28 protein-coding genes and 2 tRNA genes are annotated in these 26530 nt (G+C 38.8%); 26 read left to right on the forward strand and 4 right to left on the reverse strand.

Going from position 1 to position 26530, the window contains the following annotated elements:
- Nucleotides 1–80: 80 nt before the first annotated feature.
- The 15 genes from rnmV (at nt 81) to mfd (ending at nt 14542) form a co-directional block, all read left to right on the forward strand.
- Nucleotides 81–644 carry a ribonuclease M5 gene (rnmV, locus tag MKY71_RS00290; protein WP_039967429.1) on the forward strand — a complete coding sequence of 188 codons (564 nt, stop codon included), beginning with the start codon at nt 81–83 and terminating at the stop codon, nt 642–644.
- Nucleotides 637–1524, forward strand: coding sequence for a 16S rRNA (adenine(1518)-N(6)/adenine(1519)-N(6))-dimethyltransferase RsmA (gene rsmA, locus MKY71_RS00295; RefSeq protein ID WP_339174653.1), 888 nt, complete (start codon nt 637–639; stop codon nt 1522–1524). Before rnmV ends, rsmA begins: the two co-directional genes overlap by 8 nt.
- Nucleotides 1525–1663: 139 nt before the next feature.
- Nucleotides 1664–1921, forward strand: a complete 258-nt coding sequence (veg, locus tag MKY71_RS00300) for a biofilm formation stimulator Veg (RefSeq protein ID WP_008408296.1) — start codon at nt 1664–1666, stop codon at nt 1919–1921.
- Between the two features lie 107 nt (nt 1922–2028).
- A complete protein-coding gene (locus MKY71_RS00305) occupies nt 2029–2217 on the forward strand; it encodes a small, acid-soluble spore protein, alpha/beta type (RefSeq protein ID WP_339174654.1) in 189 nt (62 codons plus the stop codon).
- 254 nt (nt 2218–2471) lie between these two features.
- Nucleotides 2472–3338, forward strand: a complete 867-nt coding sequence (ispE, locus tag MKY71_RS00310) for a 4-(cytidine 5'-diphospho)-2-C-methyl-D-erythritol kinase (protein ID WP_339196791.1) — start codon at nt 2472–2474, stop codon at nt 3336–3338.
- 71 nt (nt 3339–3409) lie between these two features.
- Nucleotides 3410–4237 (forward strand): pur operon repressor, encoded by an 828-nt coding sequence (gene purR / locus MKY71_RS00315; protein ID WP_339174656.1) that lies wholly within the window; start codon nt 3410–3412, stop codon nt 4235–4237.
- Between the two features lies 1 nt (nt 4238).
- Nucleotides 4239–4613 carry a RidA family protein gene (locus tag MKY71_RS00320; protein WP_339174657.1) on the forward strand — a complete coding sequence of 125 codons (375 nt, stop codon included), beginning with the start codon at nt 4239–4241 and terminating at the stop codon, nt 4611–4613.
- Between the two features lie 310 nt (nt 4614–4923).
- Complete coding sequence (gene spoVG, locus MKY71_RS00325) at nt 4924–5223, forward strand: septation regulator SpoVG (RefSeq protein ID WP_339174658.1); 300 nt, start codon at nt 4924–4926, stop codon at nt 5221–5223.
- Between the two features lie 282 nt (nt 5224–5505).
- Nucleotides 5506–6876: a bifunctional UDP-N-acetylglucosamine diphosphorylase/glucosamine-1-phosphate N-acetyltransferase GlmU gene (gene glmU, locus MKY71_RS00330; RefSeq protein ID WP_339174659.1), complete on the forward strand. Its 1371-nt coding sequence runs from the start codon at nt 5506–5508 to the stop codon at nt 6874–6876.
- Nucleotides 6877–6902: 26 nt separating this feature from the next.
- Nucleotides 6903–7862 carry a ribose-phosphate diphosphokinase gene (locus tag MKY71_RS00335; RefSeq protein ID WP_339174660.1) on the forward strand — a complete coding sequence of 320 codons (960 nt, stop codon included), beginning with the start codon at nt 6903–6905 and terminating at the stop codon, nt 7860–7862.
- A 167-nt stretch (nt 7863–8029) separates the two neighbouring features.
- A complete protein-coding gene (locus MKY71_RS00340; protein WP_339174661.1) occupies nt 8030–8683 on the forward strand; it encodes a 50S ribosomal protein L25/general stress protein Ctc in 654 nt (217 codons plus the stop codon).
- A 127-nt stretch (nt 8684–8810) separates the two neighbouring features.
- The gene (locus tag MKY71_RS00345; RefSeq protein ID WP_339174662.1) at nt 8811–10022 is read left to right on the forward strand and encodes an MFS transporter; all 1212 of its coding nucleotides are present in this window, start codon (nt 8811–8813) and stop codon (nt 10020–10022) included.
- Nucleotides 10023–10094: 72 nt separating this feature from the next.
- Nucleotides 10095–10658, forward strand: a complete 564-nt coding sequence (pth, locus tag MKY71_RS00350; RefSeq protein ID WP_339174663.1) for an aminoacyl-tRNA hydrolase — start codon at nt 10095–10097, stop codon at nt 10656–10658.
- Nucleotides 10659–10717: 59 nt separating this feature from the next.
- Complete coding sequence (locus MKY71_RS00355) at nt 10718–10945, forward strand: anti-sigma-F factor Fin family protein (protein ID WP_008408283.1); 228 nt, start codon at nt 10718–10720, stop codon at nt 10943–10945.
- Between the two features lie 84 nt (nt 10946–11029).
- Nucleotides 11030–14542 (forward strand): transcription-repair coupling factor, encoded by a 3513-nt coding sequence (gene mfd, locus MKY71_RS00360; RefSeq protein WP_340731210.1) that lies wholly within the window; start codon nt 11030–11032, stop codon nt 14540–14542.
- A gap of 73 nt (nt 14543–14615) precedes the next feature.
- Here mfd and MKY71_RS00365 read toward each other — a convergent pair whose 3' ends face one another.
- Complete coding sequence (locus tag MKY71_RS00365) at nt 14616–14927, reverse strand: hypothetical protein (protein WP_339174665.1); 312 nt, start codon at nt 14925–14927, stop codon at nt 14616–14618.
- 245 nt (nt 14928–15172) lie between these two features.
- Here MKY71_RS00365 and spoVT point away from each other — a divergent pair, with 245 nt between their 5' ends.
- The 8 genes from spoVT to MKY71_RS00405 all read left to right on the forward strand — a co-directional run bounded on the left by spoVT (nt 15173) and on the right by MKY71_RS00405 (nt 21192).
- Complete coding sequence (gene spoVT / locus MKY71_RS00370; RefSeq protein ID WP_339174666.1) at nt 15173–15709, forward strand: stage V sporulation protein T; 537 nt, start codon at nt 15173–15175, stop codon at nt 15707–15709.
- Nucleotides 15710–15823: 114 nt separating this feature from the next.
- A complete protein-coding gene (locus tag MKY71_RS00375; RefSeq protein WP_339174667.1) occupies nt 15824–17428 on the forward strand; it encodes a putative polysaccharide biosynthesis protein in 1605 nt (534 codons plus the stop codon).
- A gap of 9 nt (nt 17429–17437) precedes the next feature.
- Nucleotides 17438–18904, forward strand: coding sequence for a nucleoside triphosphate pyrophosphohydrolase (mazG, locus tag MKY71_RS00380; RefSeq protein ID WP_339174668.1), 1467 nt, complete (start codon nt 17438–17440; stop codon nt 18902–18904).
- 4 nt (nt 18905–18908) lie between these two features.
- A complete protein-coding gene (locus MKY71_RS00385) occupies nt 18909–19199 on the forward strand; it encodes an RNA-binding S4 domain-containing protein (RefSeq protein ID WP_079523123.1) in 291 nt (96 codons plus the stop codon).
- 86 nt (nt 19200–19285) lie between these two features.
- Nucleotides 19286–19585 (forward strand): sporulation protein YabP, encoded by a 300-nt coding sequence (gene yabP, locus MKY71_RS00390; protein WP_008408271.1) that lies wholly within the window; start codon nt 19286–19288, stop codon nt 19583–19585.
- Complete coding sequence (gene yabQ / locus MKY71_RS00395) at nt 19585–20043, forward strand: spore cortex biosynthesis protein YabQ (RefSeq protein WP_340731211.1); 459 nt, start codon at nt 19585–19587, stop codon at nt 20041–20043. Before yabP ends, yabQ begins: the two co-directional genes overlap by 1 nt.
- 46 nt (nt 20044–20089) lie before the next feature.
- Entirely contained in the window at nt 20090–20524 is a 435-nt protein-coding gene (locus MKY71_RS00400) for an FtsB family cell division protein (protein ID WP_339174671.1), read from the forward strand.
- 239 nt (nt 20525–20763) lie between these two features.
- The gene (locus MKY71_RS00405) at nt 20764–21192 is read left to right on the forward strand and encodes a S1 domain-containing RNA-binding protein (protein ID WP_008408265.1); all 429 of its coding nucleotides are present in this window, start codon (nt 20764–20766) and stop codon (nt 21190–21192) included.
- A gap of 115 nt (nt 21193–21307) precedes the next feature.
- On the opposite strand, the gene MKY71_RS00410 is transcribed toward MKY71_RS00405, so the two are convergent.
- The 3 genes from MKY71_RS00410 to MKY71_RS00420 form a co-directional block, all read right to left on the reverse strand.
- Nucleotides 21308–21496, reverse strand: a complete 189-nt coding sequence (locus tag MKY71_RS00410; RefSeq protein ID WP_340731212.1) for a sodium:potassium antiporter — start codon at nt 21494–21496, stop codon at nt 21308–21310.
- A 132-nt stretch (nt 21497–21628) separates the two neighbouring features.
- Nucleotides 21629–21700 (reverse strand) — tRNA-Glu (locus tag MKY71_RS00415).
- A gap of 6 nt (nt 21701–21706) precedes the next feature.
- Nucleotides 21707–21783, reverse strand: a tRNA-Met gene (locus tag MKY71_RS00420).
- Nucleotides 21784–22038: 255 nt separating this feature from the next.
- Here MKY71_RS00420 and MKY71_RS00425 point away from each other — a divergent pair.
- From MKY71_RS00425 to hpt, 3 genes are read left to right on the forward strand one after another with little or no spacing between them, the layout of a single operon-like run.
- The gene (locus MKY71_RS00425) at nt 22039–24393 is read left to right on the forward strand and encodes a SpoIIE family protein phosphatase (protein WP_339174673.1); all 2355 of its coding nucleotides are present in this window, start codon (nt 22039–22041) and stop codon (nt 24391–24393) included.
- Between the two features lie 21 nt (nt 24394–24414).
- Nucleotides 24415–25821, forward strand: a complete 1407-nt coding sequence (gene tilS, locus MKY71_RS00430) for a tRNA lysidine(34) synthetase TilS (RefSeq protein WP_339174674.1) — start codon at nt 24415–24417, stop codon at nt 25819–25821.
- A 32-nt stretch (nt 25822–25853) separates the two neighbouring features.
- Complete coding sequence (gene hpt, locus MKY71_RS00435; protein WP_339174675.1) at nt 25854–26396, forward strand: hypoxanthine phosphoribosyltransferase; 543 nt, start codon at nt 25854–25856, stop codon at nt 26394–26396.
- Nucleotides 26397–26530: the final 134 nt, after the last annotated feature.

Raw genomic sequence — 26530 nt, forward strand, 5'->3', positions numbered from 1 at the left:
TCTTGAAGTTAGCACAGCGGTAACAAAGTGCGATCTGTGGTAAAATAGCGAAAGACTATGTTAGAAATGAGGAACGTTTCTTGGATATACAAGAGATTATTGTTGTTGAAGGAAAAGACGATACAACAGCGATTAAGCGTGCGACAGGAGCAGATACTATAGAAACAAACGGTTCTGCAATCTCTGATGAAGTATTGCGCCGTATTGCACATGCCCAGAAAAAGAGAGGCGTCATTGTATTTACGGACCCTGATTACCCGGGCCGCCGTATTCGCGCAATTATAGAAGAGCGGATACCAGGTGTGAAGCATGCGTTTTTAGCAAAGGCGAAAACAATCGCCAAAAACGGCAAAGGTTTAGGGATTGAACACGCAAATGATGAGGACATCCGTGAAGCATTAAGCAATGTCTATACATTAGCGGATTCACAAATCGAAGAGAAAATTACACTGGAAGATTTAATGACAGCCAAACTGATAGGCCACCCGCAATCCAAAAAACGCCGGGACCAGTTAGGTGAAATTTTAAATATAGGCATGACAAACGGTAAACAGCTTCACAAAAGACTGATGATGTTTCAAATAACAATTGAGCAGTTTGCAGAGGCCATTTCGCAATTAGATCAGGAGGATACGCATGCATAAAGACATTGCTACACCGGTACGTACAAAAGAAATTTTAGAAAAATACGGATTTTCATTTAAAAAGAGCTTAGGACAGAACTTCTTAATCGACCCGAATATTTTACGTAATATTGTCAGTCACGCTAATTTAACGGAAAACAGTGGAGCGATTGAAGTTGGACCTGGTATAGGGGCTTTGACAGAGCATTTGGCGCGCGAAGCAAAGAAGGTTGTATCATTTGAAATCGACCAACGCCTTTTACCTGTTCTGGAAGATACATTGAGCCCTTATGACAATGTAAAGATTGTCCATTCAGATATTTTAAAAGCGGATGTTGCACAAGTAATCGCAGAAGAAATGCCAGGTATTGAAGATATTATGGTCGTGGCTAATTTACCTTACTATGTAACAACACCAATTTTAATGAAGTTATTAAATGATCGCTTACCGATTCGCGGCTTTGTCGTGATGATGCAGAAAGAAGTGGCGGATCGTATTACCGCAAAACCGGGTACGAAGGCATATGGCTCTTTATCGATTGCCATTCAGTATTACGTAACAGCGGAAATTGCGATGGTTGTGCCGAAAACGGTATTTATGCCACAGCCAAATGTGGACTCGGCGGTAATCCGCTTAATCAAACATGAAAACCCTCCAGTAAAAGTAATTGATGAGGACTTCTTATTTGAAGTATCCCGAGCGTCATTTGCACAACGTCGTAAAACAATTTTAAATAATTTACAAAATGGACTTGTTAATGGTAAGCAAAATAAAGAGCTTATCCTTCAAGCATTGGAAGAAGCCGGAATTGAACCATCACGTCGTGGTGAAACATTGTCAATTCAAGAATTTGGCAAATTAGCGGACTGCTTACATCCTAATTTTTGTGTACGACAATAAAGTGAATTTCACATTAAAAATTTTTAAGAAATCTTAAGAAAAAAGTTGACGACTCTGTATCACGGTGATAAAATATTATATTTTATTGACATATTATCTACATCATGGTATACTGTTTTACAGTGAGGTGTATGCGAAAATGCCAAAAACGTTAGCAGACATTAAAAAATCATTGGATAGTCATTTGGGTAAACGTTTGCAATTAAAAGCAAATGGTGGTCGCAAGAAAACAATTGAATGCGAAGGCGTCTTAAGTGACACTTACCATGCAGTGTTCGTTATTGAACTAAAGCAGGAAGATAATGCGTGTAAACGCGTATCTTACAGTTACACAGATATACTTACCGAAGCAGTAGAGATTACTTTTTTAGATGATGCTGTAGCTACCATCAAATAGTTTTTCTAGTACTTATTTTAATATTTTTAAAAAAGCGCTCATTTAAAGTGAGTGTTTTTTTCTTTTTTGCACATGCTAAAAGCGTCAACGAAAAGGAGGTTTTTTGCATGGCAAGACAAAAAATTATGTCCAGTCGTCTAAAGGAAGAGATTGCAAAAGAACTTGGATTTTATGACGTAGTTCAACGTGAAGGTTGGGGCGGAATTAGAGCTCGTGATGCAGGAAACATGGTAAAACGTGCGGTTGAAATGGCTCAGGAAGGCTTGGCTAAACAATCGCAAAACAACCAAAAATAAGTTGACACAAAGATGGCACCATCGTAGGTTCTCGCTTACGGTGGTGTTATTTTGATGTGAGGAAATGAAATTACCTAATACTTAGAATGTCTTACTACTGTATTGCCCGGCATGCGTTTTTTTACGATAATTTGCGAAGAAAAGTGAATGTTTTCGTGCATAATACAAGGCTCCCGTATGGTAAAATAGGGGCAATAGAATTTTAATCGCGTATTACATATTATGCGTGCCTTATACAGTAGGAGGAATTTTCAATGTTATACGTAAAAGCACCCGCAAAAATCAACTTAACACTCGATGTGCTTTATAAACGTCCGGATAATTATCATGAAGTGGAAATGATTATGACAACGGTCGATTTGGCGGATCGAATTGGACTGGAATCACGAGCAGACGGTCAAATTAAAATCGTTTCAACCGATAATTTTGTTCCGGATGATCAGCGGAATTTTGCATACCAGGCAGCAGAGCTTTTAAAAAATACATACGGTATTAAAGATGGCGTAACGATTTCAATCGAGAAGCAAATTCCTATAGCTGCGGGTCTAGCGGGTGGAAGCAGCGATGCAGCGGCTACATTGCGCGGGTTAAATGAGTTGTGGGAACTAAATTTAACGTTGGACGAGCTTGCAGAACATGGAGCGAAAATCGGTTCTGACGTATCGTTCTGCGTCTATGGCGGTACAGCTTTAGCGACAGGACGCGGGGAAAAGATTAAAGAACTATCTGCACCTCCAACTTGCTGGGTCGTTTTGGCCAAGCCGAAAATTGGCGTATCGACAGCGGATGTATATGGTGGATTGAATATTGAAGGTCTACAGCACCCGAACACGAAAGAAATGATTAAAGCAATAGAAACCGAAGATTATGAACTAATGTGCAATTCACTTGGAAATGTTTTGGAAACTGTAACATTTAAGCTTCATCCGGAAGTTATAACAATTAAAGAGCAAATGCAGCGCTTTGGTGCCGACGCGGTACTAATGAGCGGCAGTGGTCCGACAGTATTTGGGCTGGTGGAAAATGAAGCACGTGTTAGCCGAATTTATAATGGATTACGTGGTTTTTGTGAGGAAGTTTATGTAGTACGTATGTTAGGGGAACGAAATCCACTTGCATAAATACGTATAATTATGGTAATTTGACTATTAAATATTCGTATTTTAATTATTAATGTTTAGGAGAGGGTCGCATGAAATGGAAGCGCAGTGAACGCCTTGTAGATATGACTTATTATCTGCTTGAGCATCCGCATCAGTTGATCCCGCTAACTTATTTTTCTGAGCTTTACAGTTCTGCAAAGTCTTCAATCAGTGAAGATTTAACAATTGTAAAGGAAACATTCGAAGAAAAAGGAATTGGGCTTTTAATTACCGTACCTGGTGCAGCAGGCGGTGTTAAATATATCCCTAAAATGGCGGAACAAGAAGTTCGTGATATAATTGGGGAATTTATGGGAGAACTTAGTCAATCCGATCGACTATTACCTGGCGGCTATTTATTTATGACGGATCTATTAGGGAATCCGGAATTGATGAACCGTGTAGGTAAAGTATTTGCGAGCGTGTTTGCAGATCGTCAAATTGATGTCATTATGACGGTAGCGACAAAGGGAATTTCAATTGCACATGCGATTGCAAGACATTTGAATGTGCCGGTTGTTGTTGTACGTCGTGACAGCAAAGTGACGGAAGGTTCAACAGTGAGTATTAATTATGTATCAGGGTCTTCTCGTCGTATTCAAACGATGGTTTTATCAAAACGCAGTATGAAAAGTGGCCAGCGTGTTTTAATTACCGATGATTTTATGAAAGTCGGCGGCACGATGAATGGTATGAAGAACCTACTGGAAGAATTCGAATGTGAGTTGGCAGGTATCGCGGTATTAGTAGAAGCACAGCATGCTGATGTTACATTAGTGGATGATTACTATTCTTTAGTAAAACTGAAGGAAGTAAATGAGAAAGATCGCACAATTGCATTAAGTGAAGGTAATTTTTTTCAAAAGGAGAGAAATTAAAATGAAAACTGTTTCAACAACAAATGCACCAGCAGCAATCGGTCCATATGCACAAGGTATTGTAGTAAATAACATGTTTTATTCTTCAGGCCAAATTCCACTGACAGCTTCAGGGGAACTTGTAGATGGCGATATCGAAGTACAGACAAATCAAGTATTCGAAAACTTAAAAGCTGTTTTAGCAGCAGCCGGCTCTTCTTTAAACCAAGTTGTAAAAACAACAGTGTTTATGAAAGACATGAATGATTTCGCTATAATGAATGAAGTGTATGCAAGTCATTTTGGTGAGCACAAGCCAGCTCGTTCGGCAGTAGAAGTTGCTCGTTTACCAAAAGACGTAAAAGTTGAAATTGAAGTTATTGCATTAGTAAAATAATAAATTCTTCATTCTTATATTGTTTATAGCTTAAATCCGCGACTTTCTAATTATAGAAAAGACGTGGATTTTTTTTATTGGAAAAATATTTTGACTCTATTTATAGCAGTTATTAAGAAAATCTTTATAAATAAGTAGAATATTTAGTTTATTTTAATAATTATAAAAATTGTAGATAGAAAAAAATTACATTATATTGTATTCTATTGATAAATGATGTATTTTTAGAAATTTAATGGATGATAGAAGGATTATAGTTTTTCATCCCGAATACTAAAAATTACAAATCAAACTACAGGGGGTATAAATAATGGAAGTAACTGACGTAAGATTACGACGTGTTCAAACAGAAGGACGTATGCGTGCAATTGCCTCAATTACGCTAGATGATGAGTTTGTTATTCATGACATTCGTGTAATTGACGGGAATACTGGTTTATTTGTAGCGATGCCTAGCAAAAGAACACCAGACGGCGAATTCCGTGATATTGCACATCCGATTAATTCGAATACGCGCAATAAAATTCAAGAAATCGTTTTGGAAGCTTTCCATGCATCTGCTGAAGAAAACACAGAGGGAACTTTGGAGCTTGAAGAAGTGAATGTTTAATGTTAATTAGGGTCACTCATATGAGGGGGCTCTTTTTTTTGTGAATTTTTATAGACAGAAATGTTCTATAACAGAAAAGTAAAAACTACAATAAGATCGAAAATATACTGATTATTTACTTTTTAACGTAATTTTTTGCTGAATTAGTACACAAAAGAAAATGTGTCAAACTACTATAGATATTTTAAATTCAAACATTTGTCAAGTCTGAATACCTTGAAAAGATTATGAAATTGCTTTATAGTCATAAGAGAAAATGAGCTAAATTGGAGGACTTGTAATATGACGAATATTTTTGCGGTCGTGCTAGCGGCTGGTCAAGGTACACGAATGAAGTCCAAATTATATAAAGTGCTTCACCCAGTATGCGGAAAGCCTATGGTGGAACATGTAATCGATCATATCAGCTCATTAAATGTTGAGCGTGTCGTAACTGTTGTAGGACATGGTGCAGAGCTGGTAAAAGAAACACTAGGAAATAAGAGTGAGTATGTTTTACAAGAAGAACAACTAGGTACAGCGCATGCAGTTCAGCAAGCTGAGCCGATTTTAAGCGGACTTAGCGGAACTACACTTGTAGTATGTGGTGATACTCCTTTAATTCGCCCTGAAACAATGCAGGCACTGCTTGATGAACATGCATCACAAAATGCAAAAGCAACTATTTTGACAGCGGTTACAGATGATCCGACTGGCTATGGCCGTATTTTACGTAACGAACATGGACAAGTGTCACAAATTGTTGAACAAAAGGATGCTACTTCTGAACAGCAGCTTGTGAAAGAAATTAATACAGGCACATACTGCTTTGATAATGAAGCACTGTTTGAAGCACTTAAGCTCGTTAAAAATGAAAATGCACAAGGTGAATTCTATTTACCTGATGTTATTGAAATTTTACAAAAGCAAGGTGAAACAGTTGCCGCTTATGTAACAGAAAACTTTGATGAAACACTTGGCGTAAATGACCGTTTTGCTCTGTCTCAGGCAGAGGAGCTTATGCGTGCACGTATTAATGAACGTCATATGCGCAATGGTGTAACGATTATAAATCCGATTTCTACACATATTAGTGCAGACGCGGTAATCGGAAGTGATACGGTTCTTCTACCTGGAGTGATCATTGAAGGAAAAACGGTTATTGGCGAAGATTGTAAAATTGGTCCAAATAGTCATATTGTTGACAGTCAAATTGGCAATGCGACAACGATTCATAGTTCAGTTGTGCTAAACAGCCAAGTCGGCAGTGAAACAGCAGTAGGTCCGTTTGCACATTTACGTCCGGAATCTTCATTAGGAAACCATGTAAAAATCGGTAATTTCGTTGAAGTGAAGAAGAGTACGCTAGGTGATGATACGAAAGTGTCTCATTTAAGCTATATTGGCGATGCAGAAGTCGGCAGTAACGTAAATATTGGCTGCGGTTCAATCACTGTTAACTATGACGGTAAGAACAAATATAAAACAATTATTGAAGACGATGTATTCATTGGATGTAATTCGAACTTAGTTGCTCCGGTAACATTGAAAAAAGGTTCTTTCATTGCAGCAGGATCGACAATTACTAAAGAAGTTCCGGAAGATGCATTGGCAATTGCACGTGCTCGTCAGGAAAATAAATTAGGCTATGTGAGTAAATTAAATTCAAAATAAAATTAACTAAAATACAGGAGGCCATCATGCCGTATCAATACGCTGACTCAAAATTAAAAATCTTCTCATTAAATTCTAACAATCCACTTGCCAAAGAGATTGCTGATGAAATGGGTCTAGAACTAGGGAAATCATCCGTTAAACACTTCAGTGATGGAGAAGTCCAAATTAGCATTGAAGAAAGTATTCGAGGAATGGATGTATTTATCGTTCAATCTACTTCTGCACCTGTAAATGAGCATTTAATGGAACTTTTAATTATGATTGATGCTGTTAAACGTGCGTCTGCTCGTACAGTAAACGTTGTTATGCCTTACTATGGCTATGCACGTCAAGACCGTAAAGCAAAAGCGCGTGAACCAATCACTGCTAAATTAGTAGCAAACTTACTTGAAACTGCCGGTGCAACTCGTGTAATCGTATTGGATTTACATGCACCTCAAATTCAAGGTTTCTTTGATATTTTAATCGACCATTTAGTGGCTGTACCACTACTTGCTGAACATTTCGGAACAAAAGGTTTCAATGAAGAGGAATTGGTTATTGTTTCTCCAGACCATGGTGGTGTAACTCGTGCGCGTAAATTAGCAGAGCGCTTAAAAGCTCCGATCGCTATTATCGATAAGCGTCGTCCAAAACCGAACGTGGCAGAAGTAATGAACATTGTTGGTAATGTAGAAGGTAAAGTATGTATTTTAATCGATGATATTATCGATACGGCAGGTACGATTACGATTGGTGCAGAGGCATTAATTAAGAGCGGTGCTAAAGAAGTTTACGCATGTTGTTCACACCCTGTATTATCAGGTCCGGCAATTGAGCGTATTGAAAATTCTCCTATTAAGGAATTAGTTGTAACAAACACTATTCAATTATCTGAAGAAAAATTATCTCCAAAAATTCAACAACTATCAGTTGCGAAATTAATGGCAGATGCAATCTCACGTATTTACGAAAACAAATCTGTTAGTACATTATTTGACTAATCGATTGCAAACCAGCTTAGGAATTTTATTTCCTAAGCTGGTTTTTTTATGTCCTATTTTCCCTATATGCAAATATTTGCAAAAAATCTGACAATTTAATATGTTTAGTGTAGACAAGGGTAGGGTAAATGTACCTTTGTATAATTAATTAAGGGGGACGATGGAATATGACTACAGTATTACAAGCAACTAAGCGAGAAACTGGGAAACGTTCGATATTAACCCAACTTAGAAATGAAGGCCAATTGGCAGGTGTGCTTTATGGCTATGAAACTGAGACAACACCAATTTCGTTGGATTATAGAGATACTGCTAAAGCAGTACAAACATATGGTTCAACAAGCGTGTTTAAAATTGAAGTAGGCGGGAAAAGAGTAAATGCAGTACTTACTGATATCCAACGTGATGCACTAAAAGGACATGTGAAGCACGTTGACTTCCTTGCTATCAATATGAAAGAAGAACTTGAGGTGGATGTTCCAATCGCATTAATCGGAACTTCAGTTGGTGTTAAAGAAGGTGGAGTCATTACTCAACCTAACCATACATTGAAAATTAAAGTGAATCCAAGTGAAATTCCAGACACAGTTGAAATCGATGTATCCGAATTAGCAGTTGGTGAATCGTTATCTGTGGGTAATGTGCGTGATCAATTTACAGCGTTTACGATTGTAGATAATGATGACTTTACATTAGCAACGGTAACACCGCCAGCAGCACCAGTTGAAGATGTTGATGCAGATGCAGAGAATGTAACAGCCGATGATCTTGATGCAACGGGAGAAAAATTATCGCCTGAAAAACCAGGTAGAGAAGATTAAGCAATTGGACAGGCCGCTCTATTATATAGAGCGGTTTTTTAATGCCGAAAAAATACTTCGACATCCGAAAGAAAATAAGTATAATAAGATGGAGATGAGTAAATATTATGAATAATTAGAGGTCTTTATGAGAACACATAATGAAAAAATGAGTATTTATCACGGGATGGCATCTGCTGTTGCACAAAATACTTCAAACAGCTATATCCCGATTTTTGCAATGACGATTCTTGGTGCGACGAACTATCAAGTGGGATTGATCAGTTCCTTGCCACCGCTAATTACACTGCTTATGACATTGCCGGCTGCCATTTTATTAAACCGTGCATTCGAGCAAAAAAGGCTTGTTGCTTTCTCTGTATTGGCAGCACGCTTTGTTTTTCTGTTAATTGCCTTCATCAGTTATGTGCCGGGAAGTTTTGGTTCATGGTTGCTGCTTGGTCTGATTGCAGCGATGAGCGTCCCGAATACGATGGCTAATATGGGCTGGCAGTCTTTTATCGGGAATATTATTGAAGAATCACGGCGAGCTCAGTTTTTCAGTGATCGCAATCGCTTGCTGACAGTCGTAGGTTTATTCGTTACATTAACAATCGGCATTGTCATGAAAGACATGACCTCCAACAGGATAGCTTATCAAATACTGTTCATGTTTACATTTGCAGTCGGAATTGTGGAACTTTACTTTTTGCTAAAGCATGATGAACCGGAGCGTGAACTGAATACAGAAAAGAAACGCGCAATGGATTGGTCAATATTTAAAAACAATAAATATGTCCTGTTTTTAATTGTTGCACTTGTATTTAACTTTGGCTGGCAAATGGCATGGGGTGTTTTCAATATTTATAATGTCCGTTATGCGGAAGCAACAATTTTTTGGATTAGTATGTTCAATGTCGCCAATATGATTGCACAAATCTTTTCATTTTCGCTTTGGCGTAAATGGTCGCAAAAATATGGCAATATGAGTGTGTTCGTCTGGGTTGCTTTTGGTATGTCGACAGCGCCATTGCTGATGGTTTTATCGACTAACCTGTATTATTTAGCCGCGATGTCCTTTCTTTCAGGGCTGTTTGTTTCAGGGACGGTTTTAATATTATTTAATTTATTGCTGGAAAATTCACCGCAGGAAGTCCGCACATATTGTATTACAACTTACAATGTGCTGCTTGCCGTCATCGCCTTTTCTTCTCCGCAAATCGGAATTTGGCTGCTGGAAACCTACTCGATGGAAACAGCGATGTATTTGTCGACAGCCGTTCGCTTTTTCGCAGCAGTAGGATTTTTGTTGCTGTACATTGTAAGGAAAATGCGTGCAAGATCATTGGCTCAATACTAGGGGACGATACATACTTTTCAGAAGGATATATGATAAAATAAAGGCGATTAGAGAAAAAGGATGCGATTACTAGTGAAATTAATTATTGGTTTAGGAAATCCGGGAAAACCATATGAACATACACGCCATAATATAGGTTTTGATGTGATTGATGAATTAGCCGATCGATGGAATGCACCATTAAACCAAACTAAATTTAATGGTATGTATGCAACAGTTCATCGTCCTGAAGGAAAAGTCATTTTATTGAAGCCATTAACATATATGAATTTATCAGGAGAATGTGTTAGACCTCTAATGGATTATTTTGATATAGAAATTGAAGATATTATTGTTATTTATGATGATTTAGATCTGGAAACGGGTAAGTTAAGATTACGCGGCAAAGGAAGTGCCGGTGGACATAACGGAATTAAGTCATTAATTCAGCACTTGGGAACACAGGAATTTAACCGAATCCGTGTCGGAGTAAGCCGTCCGCCAGCTGGTATGAAAGTTGCGGATTACGTATTGGCCAAATTTTCAAAAGAGGATCAGCCAATTGTAAAAGAAGCTGTCGAAAAGAGCTGTGATGCTGTGGAAACAGCTTTAACAAAGCCGTTCTTAGAAGTTATGAATAAATTTAACGGCGCATAATTTAATCAAAAAATGGTTAGACTTTAATATACATAAGTGTTTAAAGGAGGCCATGGGAGATGCCTGTACGCTACCGCTGTAGACATTGTGAGGTAGAGATTGGTACTTTGCCTTTCGATGCAGAAGAAACGGTTCAAAAGCTTCATCTGTTTGAAATAGGTGAAATCGATGAATTCATCAAAAAAAATGAACGGGGAGAAACGACCGTTTACAGCATTTGTGAGCATTGTGAAGAATCATTGCGTCAGTTTCCCGATTACTATGCGTTAAAAAGATGGTTACAGTAGAGGAGTTGCTTTGGTCGCATAAACTGCGCCAAGGCTTTTTCCATTTACGTTTTCAATTATCGAAAAAGAGAAGGGGGACTAGACGTGGATACGATACATCAAATATTTAAAAAAGATAAACAGATTGATAATATGATAGACCATATTCAAAAGGGTCAAGCAAACGATCATCTTATTACCGGACTAACGGGAAGCGCAAGACCTGCATTGATCCATACAATCTATCAAGAGACAAATAAATCGATTTATATCGTGTCCTCAAATCTATTGCAGGCACAAAAGTTAGTAGATGATTTGACTGCATTAGTTGGTGAAGGGCATGTTCATTATTATCCTGCCGAGGAGTTTATCGCTGCAAATATGACGACGTCTTCCCATGAGCTGCGTGCACAGCGTATCGCTACAATAGGCCGTTTAGTCAATCAGGAGCGCGGAATCTATATTATTCCGGCTGCAGGTATGCGCAGCATTCTAAGCTCACCCGAAAAATGGCTTGGTTACGAACTTAACACCTCCATTGGTCAGGATGTCGACATCACTATTTGGTTGGATAAGCTTGTTGAAATGGGTTATACGAGAAGTGAAATGGTTACAACGCCAGGTGAGTTTGCGATGCGCGGCGGAATTATGGATATTTATCCACCATACGCACAAGACCCAATCCGTATCGAGTTGTTTGATACAGAAGTGGATTCAATCCGTACTTTTTCTGCCGACAATCAGCGCTCAATTGAAAAATTAAATGAAATTAAAATTTTCCCTGCCGCAGAACTTCTTTTAACGAAAGAAGAGCGTATAAAACTTGCAGAACGTCTGGAAGAATCATTGGCTGCTAGTTTAAAAAAAGTGCGTAAAAAGGAAACACAGGAATTGCTCATGCAAAATATTCAGCATGATATTGATCTGCTGAGGCTTGGTCATCTGCCGGATCATATCGCAAAATATGGCTCGCTCTTATTTGAGAAGCAGTATTTTTTAGGCGATTACTTTAAAGAAGATGGTCTTGTTTTATTTGATGAACTCGGCCGTATTCAGGAAGTGATGGAAGCCTGGGAACGTGAAGAAAATGAATGGTTTATTTCATTGATTGAAGGCGGCAAAATGCTTCATGATGTAAAGCCATCCTATTCATTAAAAGAAGTACTTTCAATGCTGAAACAGCAGAAAATGTATTTCGCATTATTCACAAGAACATTTGCCGGCATCACACTTAAAAAGACGATCAACATTTCATGTAAACCGATGCAGCAATTCCACGGTCAAATTGCTTTGCTGCAAAATGAGATCGAACGTTGGTCAAACGACAAGTTCATTGTATTATTTACAGCGAGTTCGGAAAGCCGGATAAAGGCGATGCAGAATTTACTGAATGACTACCATATCGCGTCAACAATCGGTTATGCCGATGCACCGGGTATTTATTTAGTTAATACGCCATTGTCGTCAGGTTTTGAGCTGCCATTACAGAAAATAGCGGTTGTTACGGATGATGAGCTCTTTAAACAGCAGGCAAAGAAAAAATCACGCCCGCAGCAAATGACAAATGCTGAGCGGATCAAATCATATACAGAAATTAAATCAGGCGACTATGTTGTTCACGTACATCATGGGATCGGAAAATATATTGGTATTGAAACACTTGTTGTGAATGGTACACATCAAGATTATTTGCATGTACGATACCGTGAAGATGATAAGTTATATGTACCTGTCGATCAAATCGAACTGATTCAGCGTTATGTACCATCCGGTGAAAAAGAACCGAAACTTCATAAACTCGGCGGCACGGAATGGAAGAAAACACATAAGAAAGTTTCGAATGCAGTACAGGATATTGCAGATGATTTAATCAAACTTTATGCAAAACGGGAAGCAGAAAAAGGTTATGCCTTTTCTCCGGATTCGGATGAACAACGAAGTTTCGAGGCGGCTTTCCCGTATGAGGAAACAGAAGATCAATTACGTACTATTGCTGAAGTGAAAAAGGATATGGAACGGGAACGTCCAATGGATCGCCTCGTTTGCGGTGATGTAGGATACGGAAAGACGGAAGTTGCTATTCGTGCTGCATTTAAAGCTATTTTAGATGGGAAGCAAGTGGCTTTTTTAGTGCCGACTACGATTTTGGCACAACAGCACTATGAAACGATTTCAAAGCGCTTTGAAGACTATGCGATCAATGTAGGGCTACTTAGTCGTTTCCGCACGAAAAAGCAGCAAACAGAGACATTAAAAGGCTTAAAAGAAGGTACAGTGGATATGGTGATCGGTACGCACCGTATTTTATCGAAGGATGTAGTATATCAGGATTTAGGACTGCTTATCGTCGATGAGGAGCAGCGTTTCGGTGTTACACATAAAGAGAAGATTAAGCAGCTTCGAACGAATGTCGATGTACTGACATTAACAGCAACGCCAATTCCGCGTACACTGCATATGTCGATGGTAGGGGTGCGTGACTTGTCTGTTATCGAAACACCACCACAAAACCGTTTCCCTGTACAAACATATGTAATGGAGCATAACGGAGCCCTTGTACGTGAAGCAATTGAACGTGAAATGGCGCGTGGCGGACAAGTGTTCTATTTATATAATCGTGTAGAGGATATTACAAGAAGAGTAGAAGAAATTCAGATGCTTGTTCCGGATGCACGAGTTGCCTTTGCGCACGGGAAAATGACGGAGGCGAAGCTTGAATCGGTTATTTTATCGTTTATCGAAGGTGAGTATGATGTACTTGTCACAACAACGATTATTGAAACAGGTGTAGATATTCCAAATGTAAATACTTTAATTGTCCATGATGCGGATCGTATGGGACTTTCCCAGCTGTATCAGCTGCGAGGACGTGTAGGGCGTTCAAATCGTATTGCCTATGCATATTTTATGTATGAGCGTGATAAAGTTCTTACTGAAGTGGCGGAGCAGCGTCTGCAGGCAGTAAAAGAATTTACGGAATTAGGGTCAGGTTTCAAAATTGCAATGCGTGACTTATCGATTCGTGGTGCCGGGAATTTACTTGGTGCTCAGCAGCATGGCTTTATCGATTCAATCGGTTTTGATCTGTACTCGCAAATGCTGGAAGAAGCCGTTGAAGAGCGTCGCACGGGTGTGAAGAGAGAAGAGAAGCAGGATGTCGAGATTATGCTGCATGTTGATGCGTACATTCCGGATGCGTACATTCCGGATGGCTACCAAAAAATCCAAATGTATAAGCGGATTAAAGCGATGGAACGTATAGAGGATTATCTGGAAATTATCGATGAACTGCAAGATCGCTTTGGAGATTTACCGGTTGAAACAGAGCGTCTGATGCGTGTGGCCCGTATGAAAGTTTGGGCTAAAGAAGCGAATGTGCTTTCAATAAAAGAAAAGCAGCAAGTTGTATCTATTATTCTTTCAGAAGAAGGAACGGCCAATACTAACGGTGCACAAATCGTTGAGCAATCAATGGAGTTTGGTCGTGCGGTCGGCTTTGGGATGGAAGGAACACAGTTAGTCATTACAGTAGATTACAATAAATGCGGCAATCACCTGCCATTTGAAGTAGTAGAAAAAATGATGCAAATTATCGCAGCTGCCAAAAAAGAATCATAAAAAAAGAGAGGGAATCTTAAAAGTATTGGACTTTTAACATTTCCTCTCTTTTATTTTGGATACAATAAATGAATCACAGGAAAGATTGTTGCACACTATAATGTACTCCGTTCGAATAATTTAAGCGTTGGAGCAGTTCTTCGCGATTATGATGCTCTTCACGCTTTTCTAAAAACTGTTTTTCTCTTGTAGTGGAGGCAAATACTAAATCGCGCTGACCATTTGACTTTTCAAGGTAACGCTTAAAAATGCCATTTTCAAATTTTGAAATAGCTGTTGCACGTTCTTTCGATAAATCAGGGTAATAAGCTAAATGAGTTCCTGCATAATATTGCTGCTGACGATATGCATCAGGTGTTGATGTAATAGGATCAACTCTTACCATTATTGCACCTCCAAAAAAACCTGTTTATTTTGTTAATAGCCTTTTTTACAAAAATAAAACATAATATGAATGAAAACGTTGTAATTTCCTATATCCATTTACAGAAAATTAGGTAAATCATCATGTTTGTTCCTGCATAGAGAAAAATTATTTTATCCGTCTCGAACAATGCATAGTTTCATGTATTTCTTTCCATACTAGGAGCATCATGCTGTGAATTGATGGAAAGTGAGGGAACATGAACGATGAAAGCAACAGGAATAGTTCGCCGCATCGATGATTTAGGTCGTGTTGTTATCCCAAAAGAAATTAGAAGAACGCTTCGCATCCGGGAAGGGGATCCCCTTGAAATTTATACGGACCGCGAAGGAGAAGTGATTTTAAAAAAATACTCGCCGATTAATGATTTAGGCGAATTCGCACAACAATATGCGGAATCATTATTTGAAACATTAGGTACCCCGACATTAATAAGTGACCGAGATGAAGTAATTGCTGTTGCAGGCGTTTCGAAAAAAGATTATGTTGCGAGACGTTTAACTGTGTTTGCAGAAGATATTATTAAAAACAGGTCACCTGTAAGTGAAAAGCTGGAGATGTCGATTGAACTTGTAGCAGGACAGTATGAACAAGTGAAATCGTATTGCATCGTACCGATAGTTTCGAATGGAGATCCGATTGGTGCTATTTATTTAATATCACGGGCCCATTTCATCGGTGAAGTAGAGCAAAAAACTGCTGAAACAGCAGCTCATTTTTTAGCAAAACAAATGGAAAACTAAAATCACTTCAAAACGTCCATAGTAATGGGCGTTTTTTTAATTCCTCGAGTAAAATTAGCAAATGGTTTTCATGATATAATTAGTACATTGTATGAAATAGAGGAAGGAAATAGAATGACTTCGCAAAGCTATGGTATGAAAAATTATATGAAGGGCGCTCTTCTTCTGACTGTAGCGGCCCTTTTAGTAAAAATATTAAGTGCCATCTACCGGGTTCCTTATCAAAACTTAGTAGGTGATCAAGGATTTTATGTGTATCAGCAAGTGTATCCTTTTATCTCGTTTTTTGTCGTATGGACATCAAGCGGGTTTGCTGTTGCTATTTCCAAAATGCTCGCAGATATTGAAGGACGTGGCGGTACATATGAGGAGAAACGGTCTGTATCACGCATTATTTTTTACTATTTAACAGCATTGGCCCTTATTTTTTTCTGTCTTTTATTTTTTGGTGCACAGCCTTTAGCAAATTTGATGGAAGATCCTCAGCTAGCGGGGTTATTGCAAGTTGGCTCATTTATTACGTTATGTATGCCGCTTCTTGCAGTTTTAAAGGGCAACTTCCAATCGGAAAGTAAGATGCAGCCTGTTGCCTATGCCCAAGTGTTCGAACAAATGATCCGGGTATCGATAATATTAGTCGGAACGATTGTTTTGCTGCAATATACGCAATCTGTTTATGCTGCAGGGAAAATGGCGATGCTCGGTACAGTTATCGGAGAAATAGCGGGTATTATCCTGTTGCTCTACTTTTTGAAAAGACAGTATGTACCTTCAGGAAAAATAGTCCGAGTGAAAGTTTGGCCAATTTTAAAAGAGGTGACATTATACAGTATCGCAATCAGCATGAGTGCGCTGTTATTGTTGTGCTTTCAACTTGTAGATTCCTTTACGATATATAAAATGCTTGTCCACGCGGGAATGCCTGTCCTTGAAGCGATGGAAGTGAAAGGAATTTATGACCGCGGTCAACCGCTTGTCCAGCTGGGAATCGTTATTGCAACTTCTTTATCGCTGGCCATTGTGCCGCTCGTCGCATTAAAGGCAAATCAGCCTAATGGTCGTGGCGCCAAGCCGTTTATTCAATTGACTTTCCGGAGCTCCCTTATATTTGGAGTTGCTGCGGCACTTGGATTAATACTAGTTATGCCATATGTAAATCAAATGCTGTTCAAGACGGATGCCTATTCCAATGTATTGAAGCTATATTCGTTTCAAATTATTCCGTTATCGATTATTTTAACGTTTACAGCAATTTTACAAGGCTATAGTAAATTAAAAGGGCCTGCCATTTTTTTAGGGCTTGGAATCATATTAAAATTTTTAGGGAACATTATTTTAATCCCGCATTATGATGTGCTGGGCGCGGCAATAGCAAGTAATATCGGACTGATTTTTACAGCTGCCGCACTTATCATTTATTTAAAAAAACTGACGGCGATCCGCCTGGCGAATCGTACGTTTTATAAAAAACTGGCCATTGCCTGTCTCGTCATGACCGTTGTCGTACAAGGTGCTGTTTACAGCTTAAATAGCTTGTTTACCGGCCTGTTCAGTCGATTTGATGCACTTATTTACAGTGGTGTGCTCGTCGTGCTCGGCGCAGGTGCCTTCATTACAGCAGTCGCAAAAATGCGTGTCTTAACAGAAAAGGATTGGTTCTTAATCCCGCTCGGCAGGAGAATGGCTGCCTATCAATTAATGTTAAATCGAAAGAAGTAGGTGTATAACTTGAATCAATTAACTGTTATCGGTTTAGGAGCAGCCGATTTTGAACAAATGCAAATGGGTGTTTACAAAAAAATTAAAGCAGCCAAAAAAATATATGTACGAACAGAGGATCATCCTGTCATACAGGACTTAAAAATGGAAGGAATCGAGTTTACGAGCTTTGATGATGTGTATATTAAGCATGGCTCGTTCGGTCCCGTTTATGAAGAAATTGCAAAGCGTCTTATTGAAGCTGTAGCACAAGAGGACATTATGTATGCTGTTCCAGGTCATCCGCTCGTAGCAGAGCAGACTGTCCAGCACTTAATTGAAGCGGACCAAAGCGGACAGATCAGCCTTGTAATTGAGGGCGGACAAAGCTTTTTGGACCCGATATTCGGGGCTTTAAAGATTGATCCGATAGAAGGGTTTCAGCTATTGGACGGGACAAGCATGTCTATCAATGATATGAACATGCGTCAGCATATTTTGATTGCTCAGGTGTACGATTCGTTCAGTGCATCAGAAGTAAAGCTTACATTGATGGAGAAGTACCGCGATGACTACCCGGTAACGATTGTTACGGCAGCGGGATCTTCACAGGAATCATTGCGTACTGTCCCGCTTTATGAGCTTGATCAGGCAGCAGAAATCAATAATTTGACGACAGTATATGTGCCGCCTGTTCAATCTGATGAGGAAGCATTAAGGGACTGGACAACATTCCGACAAATCATTGCCACGTTGCGCGGCCCAGACGGCTGTCCTTGGGATCAGAAACAGACGCATGAATCATTGAAGAAATACTTACTGGAAGAAGCGCATGAATTTTTAGCAGCGGTCGATGCCGAAGATGACTTTGCTATGGTGGAAGAGCTTGGCGATGTCCTTTTACAAGTGTTTCTACATGCACAAATCGGGGAAGATAACGGTTATTTCACATTGGAAGAAGTGCTTGCATCGGTTAGCGAAAAAATGATTCGACGTCACCCGCATGTATTTGGGGATGTGACGGCAGAGGATGCGGAAACTGTAACAGCCAATTGGGAAGCAATTAAAAAGCAGGAAAAAGGGCATGCAGATGACGAACCATTATTAAAGAACGAATATAGTCCGTACTCATCGCTTCAAACCTCATACAACTACCAGAAAAAAGCGGCGACAGTCGGTTTTGATTGGCCGAATGCTGATGATGCATGGGAGAAGTTTACGGAAGAATGGCAAGAATTCCGCGAAGAAATAACGCAAGGTAACGAAATAAGCCGTACCGATGAATTCGGAGATGTATTATTCACACTTGTGAACATCGCACGCTTTTATAAAATTTCACCTGAAGAAGCGATGCTGCATGCCAATGAAAAATTTGCCCGCCGTTTTCATTTCGTCGAGCAAAGTGTAGCAAAGAGCGGCAAGTCGTTCGAAGATTTTACATTAGAACAGCTGGATGCTTTTTGGAATGAAGCAAAACAACTGGAAAAAGGGGAGTAATGGAATGCGCTTAGATAAATTTTTAAAAGTTTCACGTTTAATTAAACGCCGTACATTAGCGAAAGAAGTAGCGGTACAAGGCCGTATTACAATTAATGATAAAGTGGCAAAAGCAAGCAGTACTGTAAAAGTAGGCGATGAGCTGGCAATTCGTTTCGGTCAAAAAATCGTTACAGCACGTGTCGAAGAGATTCGTGAAAATGTGAAAAAAGAAGATGCATTAAAAATGTTTACAATAATAAAAGAAGAGCGTTTAGAGAAAGTTGAACCTGAATTTATAGATGATGAAGAATAAGAATAGGGCATGACCAACTTTTTAAGTCATGCTTCTTTCCGTTGTTGCATATAGTGTACAACTATAAGCTCAAAGGGGGACTTGCATTGACTATTCATCAAGAAAGCGCGCGCTATACCATTTCGTCTGGGGATCACTTAGTAACGGTACGTAATCGTAAACGGATGGACATGACATCTGTTAAAAGTATCGAGCGATTTGATCAGGAAGAATTTTATGTGAATACATCACAGGGTCATTTATTGATTCGTGGAGAGGAACTGCGTATTGTTCATTTAGACGTGGACAAGGGATTACTAACGTTAGAAGGGGAAGTGAAGCAATTCCAATACGATGAAAGCGAGAGTGGCTTATCGAAAAGTTTCCTTCATAAATTGTTTGGATGATGATGAGTGCGCAGCTTATAAGCATTCTTGTCATGTTTATAAGCGGAGTTGCTGTAGGTGCAATTATCGATTGTATCCGAATTAATGTAAATCGTATCCCTCTAAAAAATATTCGACGTATTACCTGGATTTTAGAATGGATAGTCTGGTTAATATTAGGGGTTACTACGTTTTATTTATTATTTTTAGTAAAAGGAGGGCAATGGCGGGTAGTTGATCCACTTGCCCAAATCGCCGGAATTGCAACATATGAATTGCTGTTCCAAAAAATTATCCGCTTTGTTGGAAGAGTGTGTATAAATTTATTTGTGAAGCCGGTTTTTTTTATTGGACATGTTGTAATAAAGCTTGTTAAAAATATTATAAAATTAATAATAGGGATTATATTATTTATTTGCCGTCCCTTTATTAAGTTTTTCAAGAAATATTTGTTAAAAAACTTTAAAACACAGCAATGAACTCGTATAATGATAACAACTATTGATTGTGAGGGAGGAGACGGAAATGGGAAGAAAAAATGTGCAAGAAGAGCTACATAACCATAATGTCCAGTCGTTGAATAACGACTATGTCCGCTCAAATCCGCAAGCAAAAGCTCAAATTAAAGCAAAAATTGCTGTACGTCGTCGCAGAAGATTAGCAGTATTTTTCATTTTAGCCACTGTAGTAATTGCCGCATTAGTAAAAGCAAACATGGTCCAGAGTGAACGCCTCGCCGCAAAGGAAGAAACGAAAGCCGCGGTTGAAGAACGATTGGAAGAAGCGCTTCACAGACAAGAGCTATTAAATTTGCAGATTGCGAAGCTGGAAGATGATGAGTATATTGCGAAGCTTGCAAGAAAAGAATTTTTCCTTTCTGAAGAGGGCGAAATTATTTTCACAATACCGAATAAATCGGACAAAGAAAATAAAGACAAGCCTGAAGATGACAAAGAATAATGTATTAATCGTTATCCAAAGAAAAATGTGACTTTGAAATTTAATAAAAAACCAGTCAGCATGGTAATATTAAGCTAAAATTCCTGGTATTTATTGCCTTTAGGTAGAGTGTCTTGTTGACACTCTTTTTATGTTAGCTATAATTAGAGAAGAAGCTATTCAACAAAAGTTTCATTATAATTGATAAATGGCTTTTCAATCGAAGAGTCTCTTAAAATTTAAGGAGGAGCATTTTTTTTATGTCAATTGAAGTAGGCAGCAAAGTACAAGGTAAGGTAACAGGCATCACAAATTTCGGTGCATTCGTCGAGCTTCCAGATGGTAAAACAGGTTTAGTTCACATCAGTGAAGTGGCAGATAACTATGTAAAAGATATTAACGAGCATCTTAAAGTAGGCGATGAAGTCGAAGTTAAAGTGATGAATGTTGAAGCGGATGGAAAGATCGGTCTTTCAATTCGTAAAGCAAAGCCTCAAGCTGAGCGACCAGAGCGTCCACAGCGTCCTCGTCGCGAAAACAACCGTTCTAACGATCGTAATGATCGTCAACCAAAAGAGAACTTTGAACAGAAGATGGCGCGTTTCTTAAAAGATAGCGATGAGCGTTTAACTACATTAAAGCGTGCAACTGAGTCTAAGCGCGGTGGCCGTGGAGCTCGCAGAGGATAATTTTGCTGGCTGTTTGAACGTAGAAAAAGTGTCAAATAGATGATAAAGCGATGGATTGTAAGAGTAATTCTTACAATCCATCGCTTTTTCTTGTGAAATGGGGCTCATGATTAAATCATTCTTTTTCGGCATTATGCTTGATGAGTACCCGAATAAGGGTAACAAAGCAAAAAATACCGCCAATTAATCCGATTGCAATCATAATTATTTGTAATGGGAGCGGCAAGTTTGTCAATAAGACGCCTCCAACAACTAGAAGCATGCTAATGCCGCAAAGAAAAGCTAAATATGTAAAGTTCTGCACCAAAGAAAACGCCTCCTCCTATACAATAAGTATAAAGGATTAGAAAGAAAGTGTGTCAGTAATTTACAAAGCAAGGAAAAGGGCAAAATAAAAGCCGCCTAGGAAGACAATGTTCCTAAACAGCTTTTGAGATGACCCGTACGGGATTCGAACCCGTGTTACCGCCGTGAAAGGGCGGTGTCTTAACCACTTGACCAACGGGCCTATAAATGGTGGCGGCAGAGGGAGTCGAACCCACGACCTTTCGGGTATGAACCGAGTGCTCTAGCCAACTGAGCTACACCGCCAAAATTAACAACAAAACTAATAATACATTGCAGTCTATAGAGTGTCAACACTATTTTTTTAATATTTCCTCTACCAAACTACACTGAAAATTACTGCTTATTATTTTTTGCAATTACTAATAAAAAAAGTGAAAAAACGCGCATATTCCCGTAAAAAAACAGTCGAACAATTTTTTGGCGCCAATCCTACAAACAGACAAAATTCACTTTTTCAGCTTTATATAATAGCGTTAAAAAGAAAAGGTGATAGTAAAAATGGTGACATTAAATAATCAAAATGAGTTTCAAACACTAAACTTAAACTTATTCTTATATAAAGAAAAATCGAGAATAATAATAGCGAGTGTTATAGCGTTTGCAGCTTTTTGTTTTGCTCAGGCAGTCTTCTTTGAAGCTGTTACTCCGTTATTTTTACCTTTTTGGCTAGTTATTCGAACGAGATTTGTCTCATTTCAGAAGAGCGCTTTACTAGGGGGAATACTTGGAACCCTCTTTCTAGGCTTTGGACAAGCAGCGGTTGTTTTAGTGCAGCTTTTCTTCATGGAATGTCTCGTACGGTTTAAGTTTATAAAAATTTCCCCGTATTTTTTGCTAGGGACTACCATTATAGCTGTTCAACTAGCGTGGCAAATGCTACTTCATAGTGGTATGCCATCTGTCATGACATTATTTTATATCGTATATGAATGTTTATTTGCGGTTTCAATTCTATTCTTTATGCGTATTTTGACAATGCCAAGTAAAGAAAATGGAAACATTGAGTGGACAAGAGAAAAAATTACGGCAATTATTGTCGTTTTGGCCGGTATGCTGATCGGCATGGAAAACTTGACTCTTTTCTACTTTTCAATGGCGCTGATCGTCCTTCACTTCCTCATTTGCCTTGTAGCCTATTCCTCGACGGTTGGTGCTACAGTCATCTTTTCATTATCTCTTGGCTTTTTTATCGGTTTAGCAAACTTATCATTCACAGGTATGATGATTTTATATGCCTGTACAGGACTGGTCGCTGCTTTTGTACAAAATCAGGGACGTTATATTGTGGCGATATTTAGTTTTTTGCCGAGTATTTTTTTCTTCTTTTATGATGCGACATTACCGATTGATAGTATTTATTTTATGTCGATGCTTACAGGGGCCATCATTTTCCTGCTGTTACCGAAAAATATACTTGAATACTGCAAAATGTACTATAAACAAACTACAGTCAGTGTCATTCAGGTGAACCGCAATGAAGTAGTGGAAGTGCAGCTTAAGCAATTTCAGCAATTTGTTTCCTTTATGAAAGAGCTTGTATTCGATCATTTCACACAAAATAAGGCGAAAAATAAGACAACTGCAGAACCGTTTCTAATTTGCTCCAGCTGTTTCAAATATGAAGAATGCTGGGGGAGAAAAGGGGAGATGGAGGGAATTATCGATTCGTGGCGTTTAGCGAAAAGAAGCACGAAACCGGTCAGCTGGATTCGGGTGGAAGAGCAGCTGAAAGGGAAATGCATCAAATCTTCTAAATTGCTGGAAGAACTAGAGTCAGCTTTACACAAAGAGCATATGGAAAGACAGTTCTATCATGGCAAAAAGATGATTGCCTTACAGCTTCGTGATTTAAGCAGCCACTTTGAAAAACTATTAAACAGCCAGCGACTAGAAATCGGCACATCTGAAATGGATGGGGAGATGCAGCAATTTTTAAAAGAAAATGATATTCACTGTTTACATATTCAGTGGATAAAAAATGAAATAGGGAACCGGGAGTTCGTGTGTTATGTCGCAGATCATCGGGATGCACATGTCGTTATCCAGCAGCTAGAACAGCAACTGTTTGAATATTTGCATGAACCATTAAAAGGTGAACAGATTTACGAGCAGCACTCGCCTATTTTTTATCGTCAAATTAAGTTTACTTCAGCAATTCGTTATCAGTTGGAGTATGATATATATACGTATTCCCATGCAAACCATGCAATTTCCGGTGATTCCTACCGTGTATTCCCGATCCATCCGGGGCTAATGGCGATTATGCTGTCCGATGGAATGGGGACAAATGTAAGGGCGAATCGAGAAAGTGAACGTTTAATTCAAATGATGCAGGATTGTCTTACTTACAATATGGACCCTGAAACAGCAATGCACACAATGCATTATGTGATGTCGCTGAAAAACGATTCGGACATGTATGCAACAATGGATTTTGCACTTGTCGATTTACAGTTCGGCCACTTATGGTGTTGGAAAGCGGGAGGCATGACGACCTATGTGTTAAGAGGGAACGATTTATTCAAGATCGAAAGTACAAGTGCACCGATTGGTTTTTTACCAAACTTTGCAGTTGATACGGAAATGACACAACTATTGTCAGAGGATGTTATTTTAATGATTTCGGACGGGTTATTTTCACCATCTGCACAATGGGATGCACAGGAGCAATTATTTATCAGGCTGATTCGTCAAGGGCTGGAAAATGGTGCTTCCATCCAGGTTGTCCTATATGATGTCATGATGCAATTTAAACAAAGATACCCAATTGCTGATGATTGCACTGTGATGTTATTCCGTTTGCAGCATGTAATAAAACCGTGGCAAGTATTCAGACCAGCAATCACACATTGAAATGTAATATGAGGTGAGTAAATGCACACTTTAGAACATCAAGTATTAGCTTATATAAAAGAGCAAGAGCTTATAAAAAGCGGAGACAGACTACTAATTGCTTGTTCAGGAGGCGTTGATTCAATGGCGCTTCTTTCTTTTTTTTATCATTTCCGGCACTATTTTAAAATTGAACTCGCCGTGGCGCATGTAGACCATATGCTGCGCGGCGAGCAATCTGCCGAAGACCGCCAATTTGTTGAGAAAGCATGCAGTGACTGGGCGATTCCATTCTATAGCTGTGCGATACCCATTGCAGAAATCCACAAAGCGGAAGGAGGAAATATTCAGGCAATTTGCCGGAAGGAACGCTATCATTTCTTTGAAACCGTCATGCATAAACATAAGTTTTCAAAACTAGTAACGGCACATCATGCGGACGATCAGTTGGAATCAATGTTAATGGCCTTGACGAAAGCGAGTTCACTAAACGGGTTGAAAGGAATTTTACCGTCACGTAAATTTCAACAATTTACATTAATCAGACCTTTTTTGATGGTTACAAAAGACGAAATTGGGGAATATTTACATAGTAAAGGTCATTTATACCGTGAAGATCCGAGCAATGCTAAGGATGACTATACCCGTAACCGTTACCGTCACAATGTTGTACCAGTTTTGAAGGAAGAAAACCCCCTTGTTTCCCAACATGCAGTCCACATTGCACAGCAGCTTTCAGATGATGATTCGTATTTAATGGAGCTTGCAGGAGAGCGTTTTCCAAAGCTTTTTCATAAAGCCGACAAAAATTGTTATAAAGTAAAAGTTTCGGCATTACAAAAAGAGCCGCTTGCTTTACAAAGGAGGCTCATTTTAATACTATTAAGTTATCTTTATAACGATTCAAATACGATTCAAAGCTATGCACTTTGTACGACGATTTTGGCGTTATTCTCAACGTCGAATGGAAGTCGTGCACTTGATTTACCGGAGAATTTTATTGCGCGTCAACAATACGATGAAGTTGTATTTGAGTACAAGCAGCAAGATCTGCTAACATCAGTTCAACAAATCACGTTGAATCAGTGGTGTGTACTTGGAACGATGCGCATCTATATTGGGGAACTTGCACGATGTGATGAGGACTTACTGCAAAAGTATCCGCATCACTTTTTCGCCGCATCATCAGTATCGTTCCCACTATACGTAAGAGCTCCAAAACAAGGGGATCGTATTTTGCTACAAGGTATGCAGCATCAGAAAAAAGTATCTCGAGTTTTTATTGATGACAAGATTCCTTTAACAAAAAGAGCTAGCTGGCCATTGTTAGTCGATGCTGATGATGACCTTTTAGCGATAGTAGCTGTACGCGTTAACAATAAATTTTCTAATGTAAAGTCGGCAGTGCATGATATGGTGCTTATTGTCGATAGCAATGAACGTCTTTAGAAAGTTTGAACAATAAAAGGAGGAATCTACTCATGATTCAAAATGACATCGAAAAAATTATGATTACAGAAGAACAAATTCAGGAACGTATTAAAGAGCTTGGTGCTCAACTGACAGAGGAATATAAAGATATGTTCCCATTAGCTGTCGGAGTGTTAAAAGGTGCAATGCCATTTATGACGGATCTAATGAAACGTTTCGATTCTTATATAGAATTGGACTTCATGGATGTTACTTCATATGGGAATGCAACCGTTTCATCTGGGGAAGTAAAAATTCTTAAAGACTTGAATACAAGTGTGGAAGGTCGCGATGTCATTATTATTGAAGACATTATCGACAGTGGTTTAACATTAAGCTATTTAGTAGATTTATTTAAATACCGTAAAGCAAAATCGATTAAAATCGTAACATTACTGGACAAGCCATCTGGCCGTAAAGTGGAATTGAATGCAGATGTTGTTGGCTTTGAAGTACCGGACGGTTTTGTTGTAGGCTACGGCTTAGATTACGCAGAGAAATATCGTAACTTACCTTACATTGGAATTTTAAAACGTGAAGTATACTCATTTTAATATTTTCTAGATTGTACAAACCTTCATTTTGAGGTAAACATCCAGACATAAATAGTAAAAAGACGGATTTTGTCATAATTCGTTTCAACGATTAAAATGTGCGGTGCTTTTTATTGTATGAAAATTTCAACGTA

This window comes from Solibacillus sp. FSL W7-1324, assembly GCF_038008025.1.
Taxonomy (GTDB): Bacteria; Bacillota; Bacilli; order Bacillales_A; family Planococcaceae; genus Solibacillus.

Coding starts and splice junctions, on each gene's coding strand:
- MKY71_RS00365 (WP_339174665.1), bottom strand. CDS start 14,927: ATGGTAAGAGTTGATCCTATTACATCAACACCTGATGCATATCGTCAG.
- MKY71_RS00375 (WP_339174667.1), top strand. CDS start 15,824: ATGACTTCGCAAAGCTATGGTATGAAAAATTATATGAAGGGCGCTCTT.
- yabQ (WP_340731211.1), top strand. CDS start 19,585: ATGATGAGTGCGCAGCTTATAAGCATTCTTGTCATGTTTATAAGCGGA.
- MKY71_RS00405 (WP_008408265.1), top strand. CDS start 20,764: ATGTCAATTGAAGTAGGCAGCAAAGTACAAGGTAAGGTAACAGGCATC.
- MKY71_RS00345 (WP_339174662.1), top strand. CDS start 8,811: ATGAGAACACATAATGAAAAAATGAGTATTTATCACGGGATGGCATCT.
- MKY71_RS00425 (WP_339174673.1), top strand. CDS start 22,039: ATGGTGACATTAAATAATCAAAATGAGTTTCAAACACTAAACTTAAAC.
- MKY71_RS00355 (WP_008408283.1), top strand. CDS start 10,718: ATGCCTGTACGCTACCGCTGTAGACATTGTGAGGTAGAGATTGGTACT.
- veg (WP_008408296.1), top strand. CDS start 1,664: ATGCCAAAAACGTTAGCAGACATTAAAAAATCATTGGATAGTCATTTG.
- MKY71_RS00320 (WP_339174657.1), top strand. CDS start 4,239: ATGAAAACTGTTTCAACAACAAATGCACCAGCAGCAATCGGTCCATAT.
- MKY71_RS00340 (WP_339174661.1), top strand. CDS start 8,030: ATGACTACAGTATTACAAGCAACTAAGCGAGAAACTGGGAAACGTTCG.
- MKY71_RS00305 (WP_339174654.1), top strand. CDS start 2,029: ATGGCAAGACAAAAAATTATGTCCAGTCGTCTAAAGGAAGAGATTGCA.
- hpt (WP_339174675.1), top strand. CDS start 25,854: ATGATTCAAAATGACATCGAAAAAATTATGATTACAGAAGAACAAATT.
- spoVG (WP_339174658.1), top strand. CDS start 4,924: ATGGAAGTAACTGACGTAAGATTACGACGTGTTCAAACAGAAGGACGT.
- MKY71_RS00335 (WP_339174660.1), top strand. CDS start 6,903: ATGCCGTATCAATACGCTGACTCAAAATTAAAAATCTTCTCATTAAAT.
- ispE (WP_339196791.1), top strand. CDS start 2,472: ATGTTATACGTAAAAGCACCCGCAAAAATCAACTTAACACTCGATGTG.
- rsmA (WP_339174653.1), top strand. CDS start 637: ATGCATAAAGACATTGCTACACCGGTACGTACAAAAGAAATTTTAGAA.
- glmU (WP_339174659.1), top strand. CDS start 5,506: ATGACGAATATTTTTGCGGTCGTGCTAGCGGCTGGTCAAGGTACACGA.
- tilS (WP_339174674.1), top strand. CDS start 24,415: ATGCACACTTTAGAACATCAAGTATTAGCTTATATAAAAGAGCAAGAG.
- MKY71_RS00400 (WP_339174671.1), top strand. CDS start 20,090: ATGGGAAGAAAAAATGTGCAAGAAGAGCTACATAACCATAATGTCCAG.
- purR (WP_339174656.1), top strand. CDS start 3,410: ATGAAATGGAAGCGCAGTGAACGCCTTGTAGATATGACTTATTATCTG.
- spoVT (WP_339174666.1), top strand. CDS start 15,173: ATGAAAGCAACAGGAATAGTTCGCCGCATCGATGATTTAGGTCGTGTT.
- MKY71_RS00385 (WP_079523123.1), top strand. CDS start 18,909: ATGCGCTTAGATAAATTTTTAAAAGTTTCACGTTTAATTAAACGCCGT.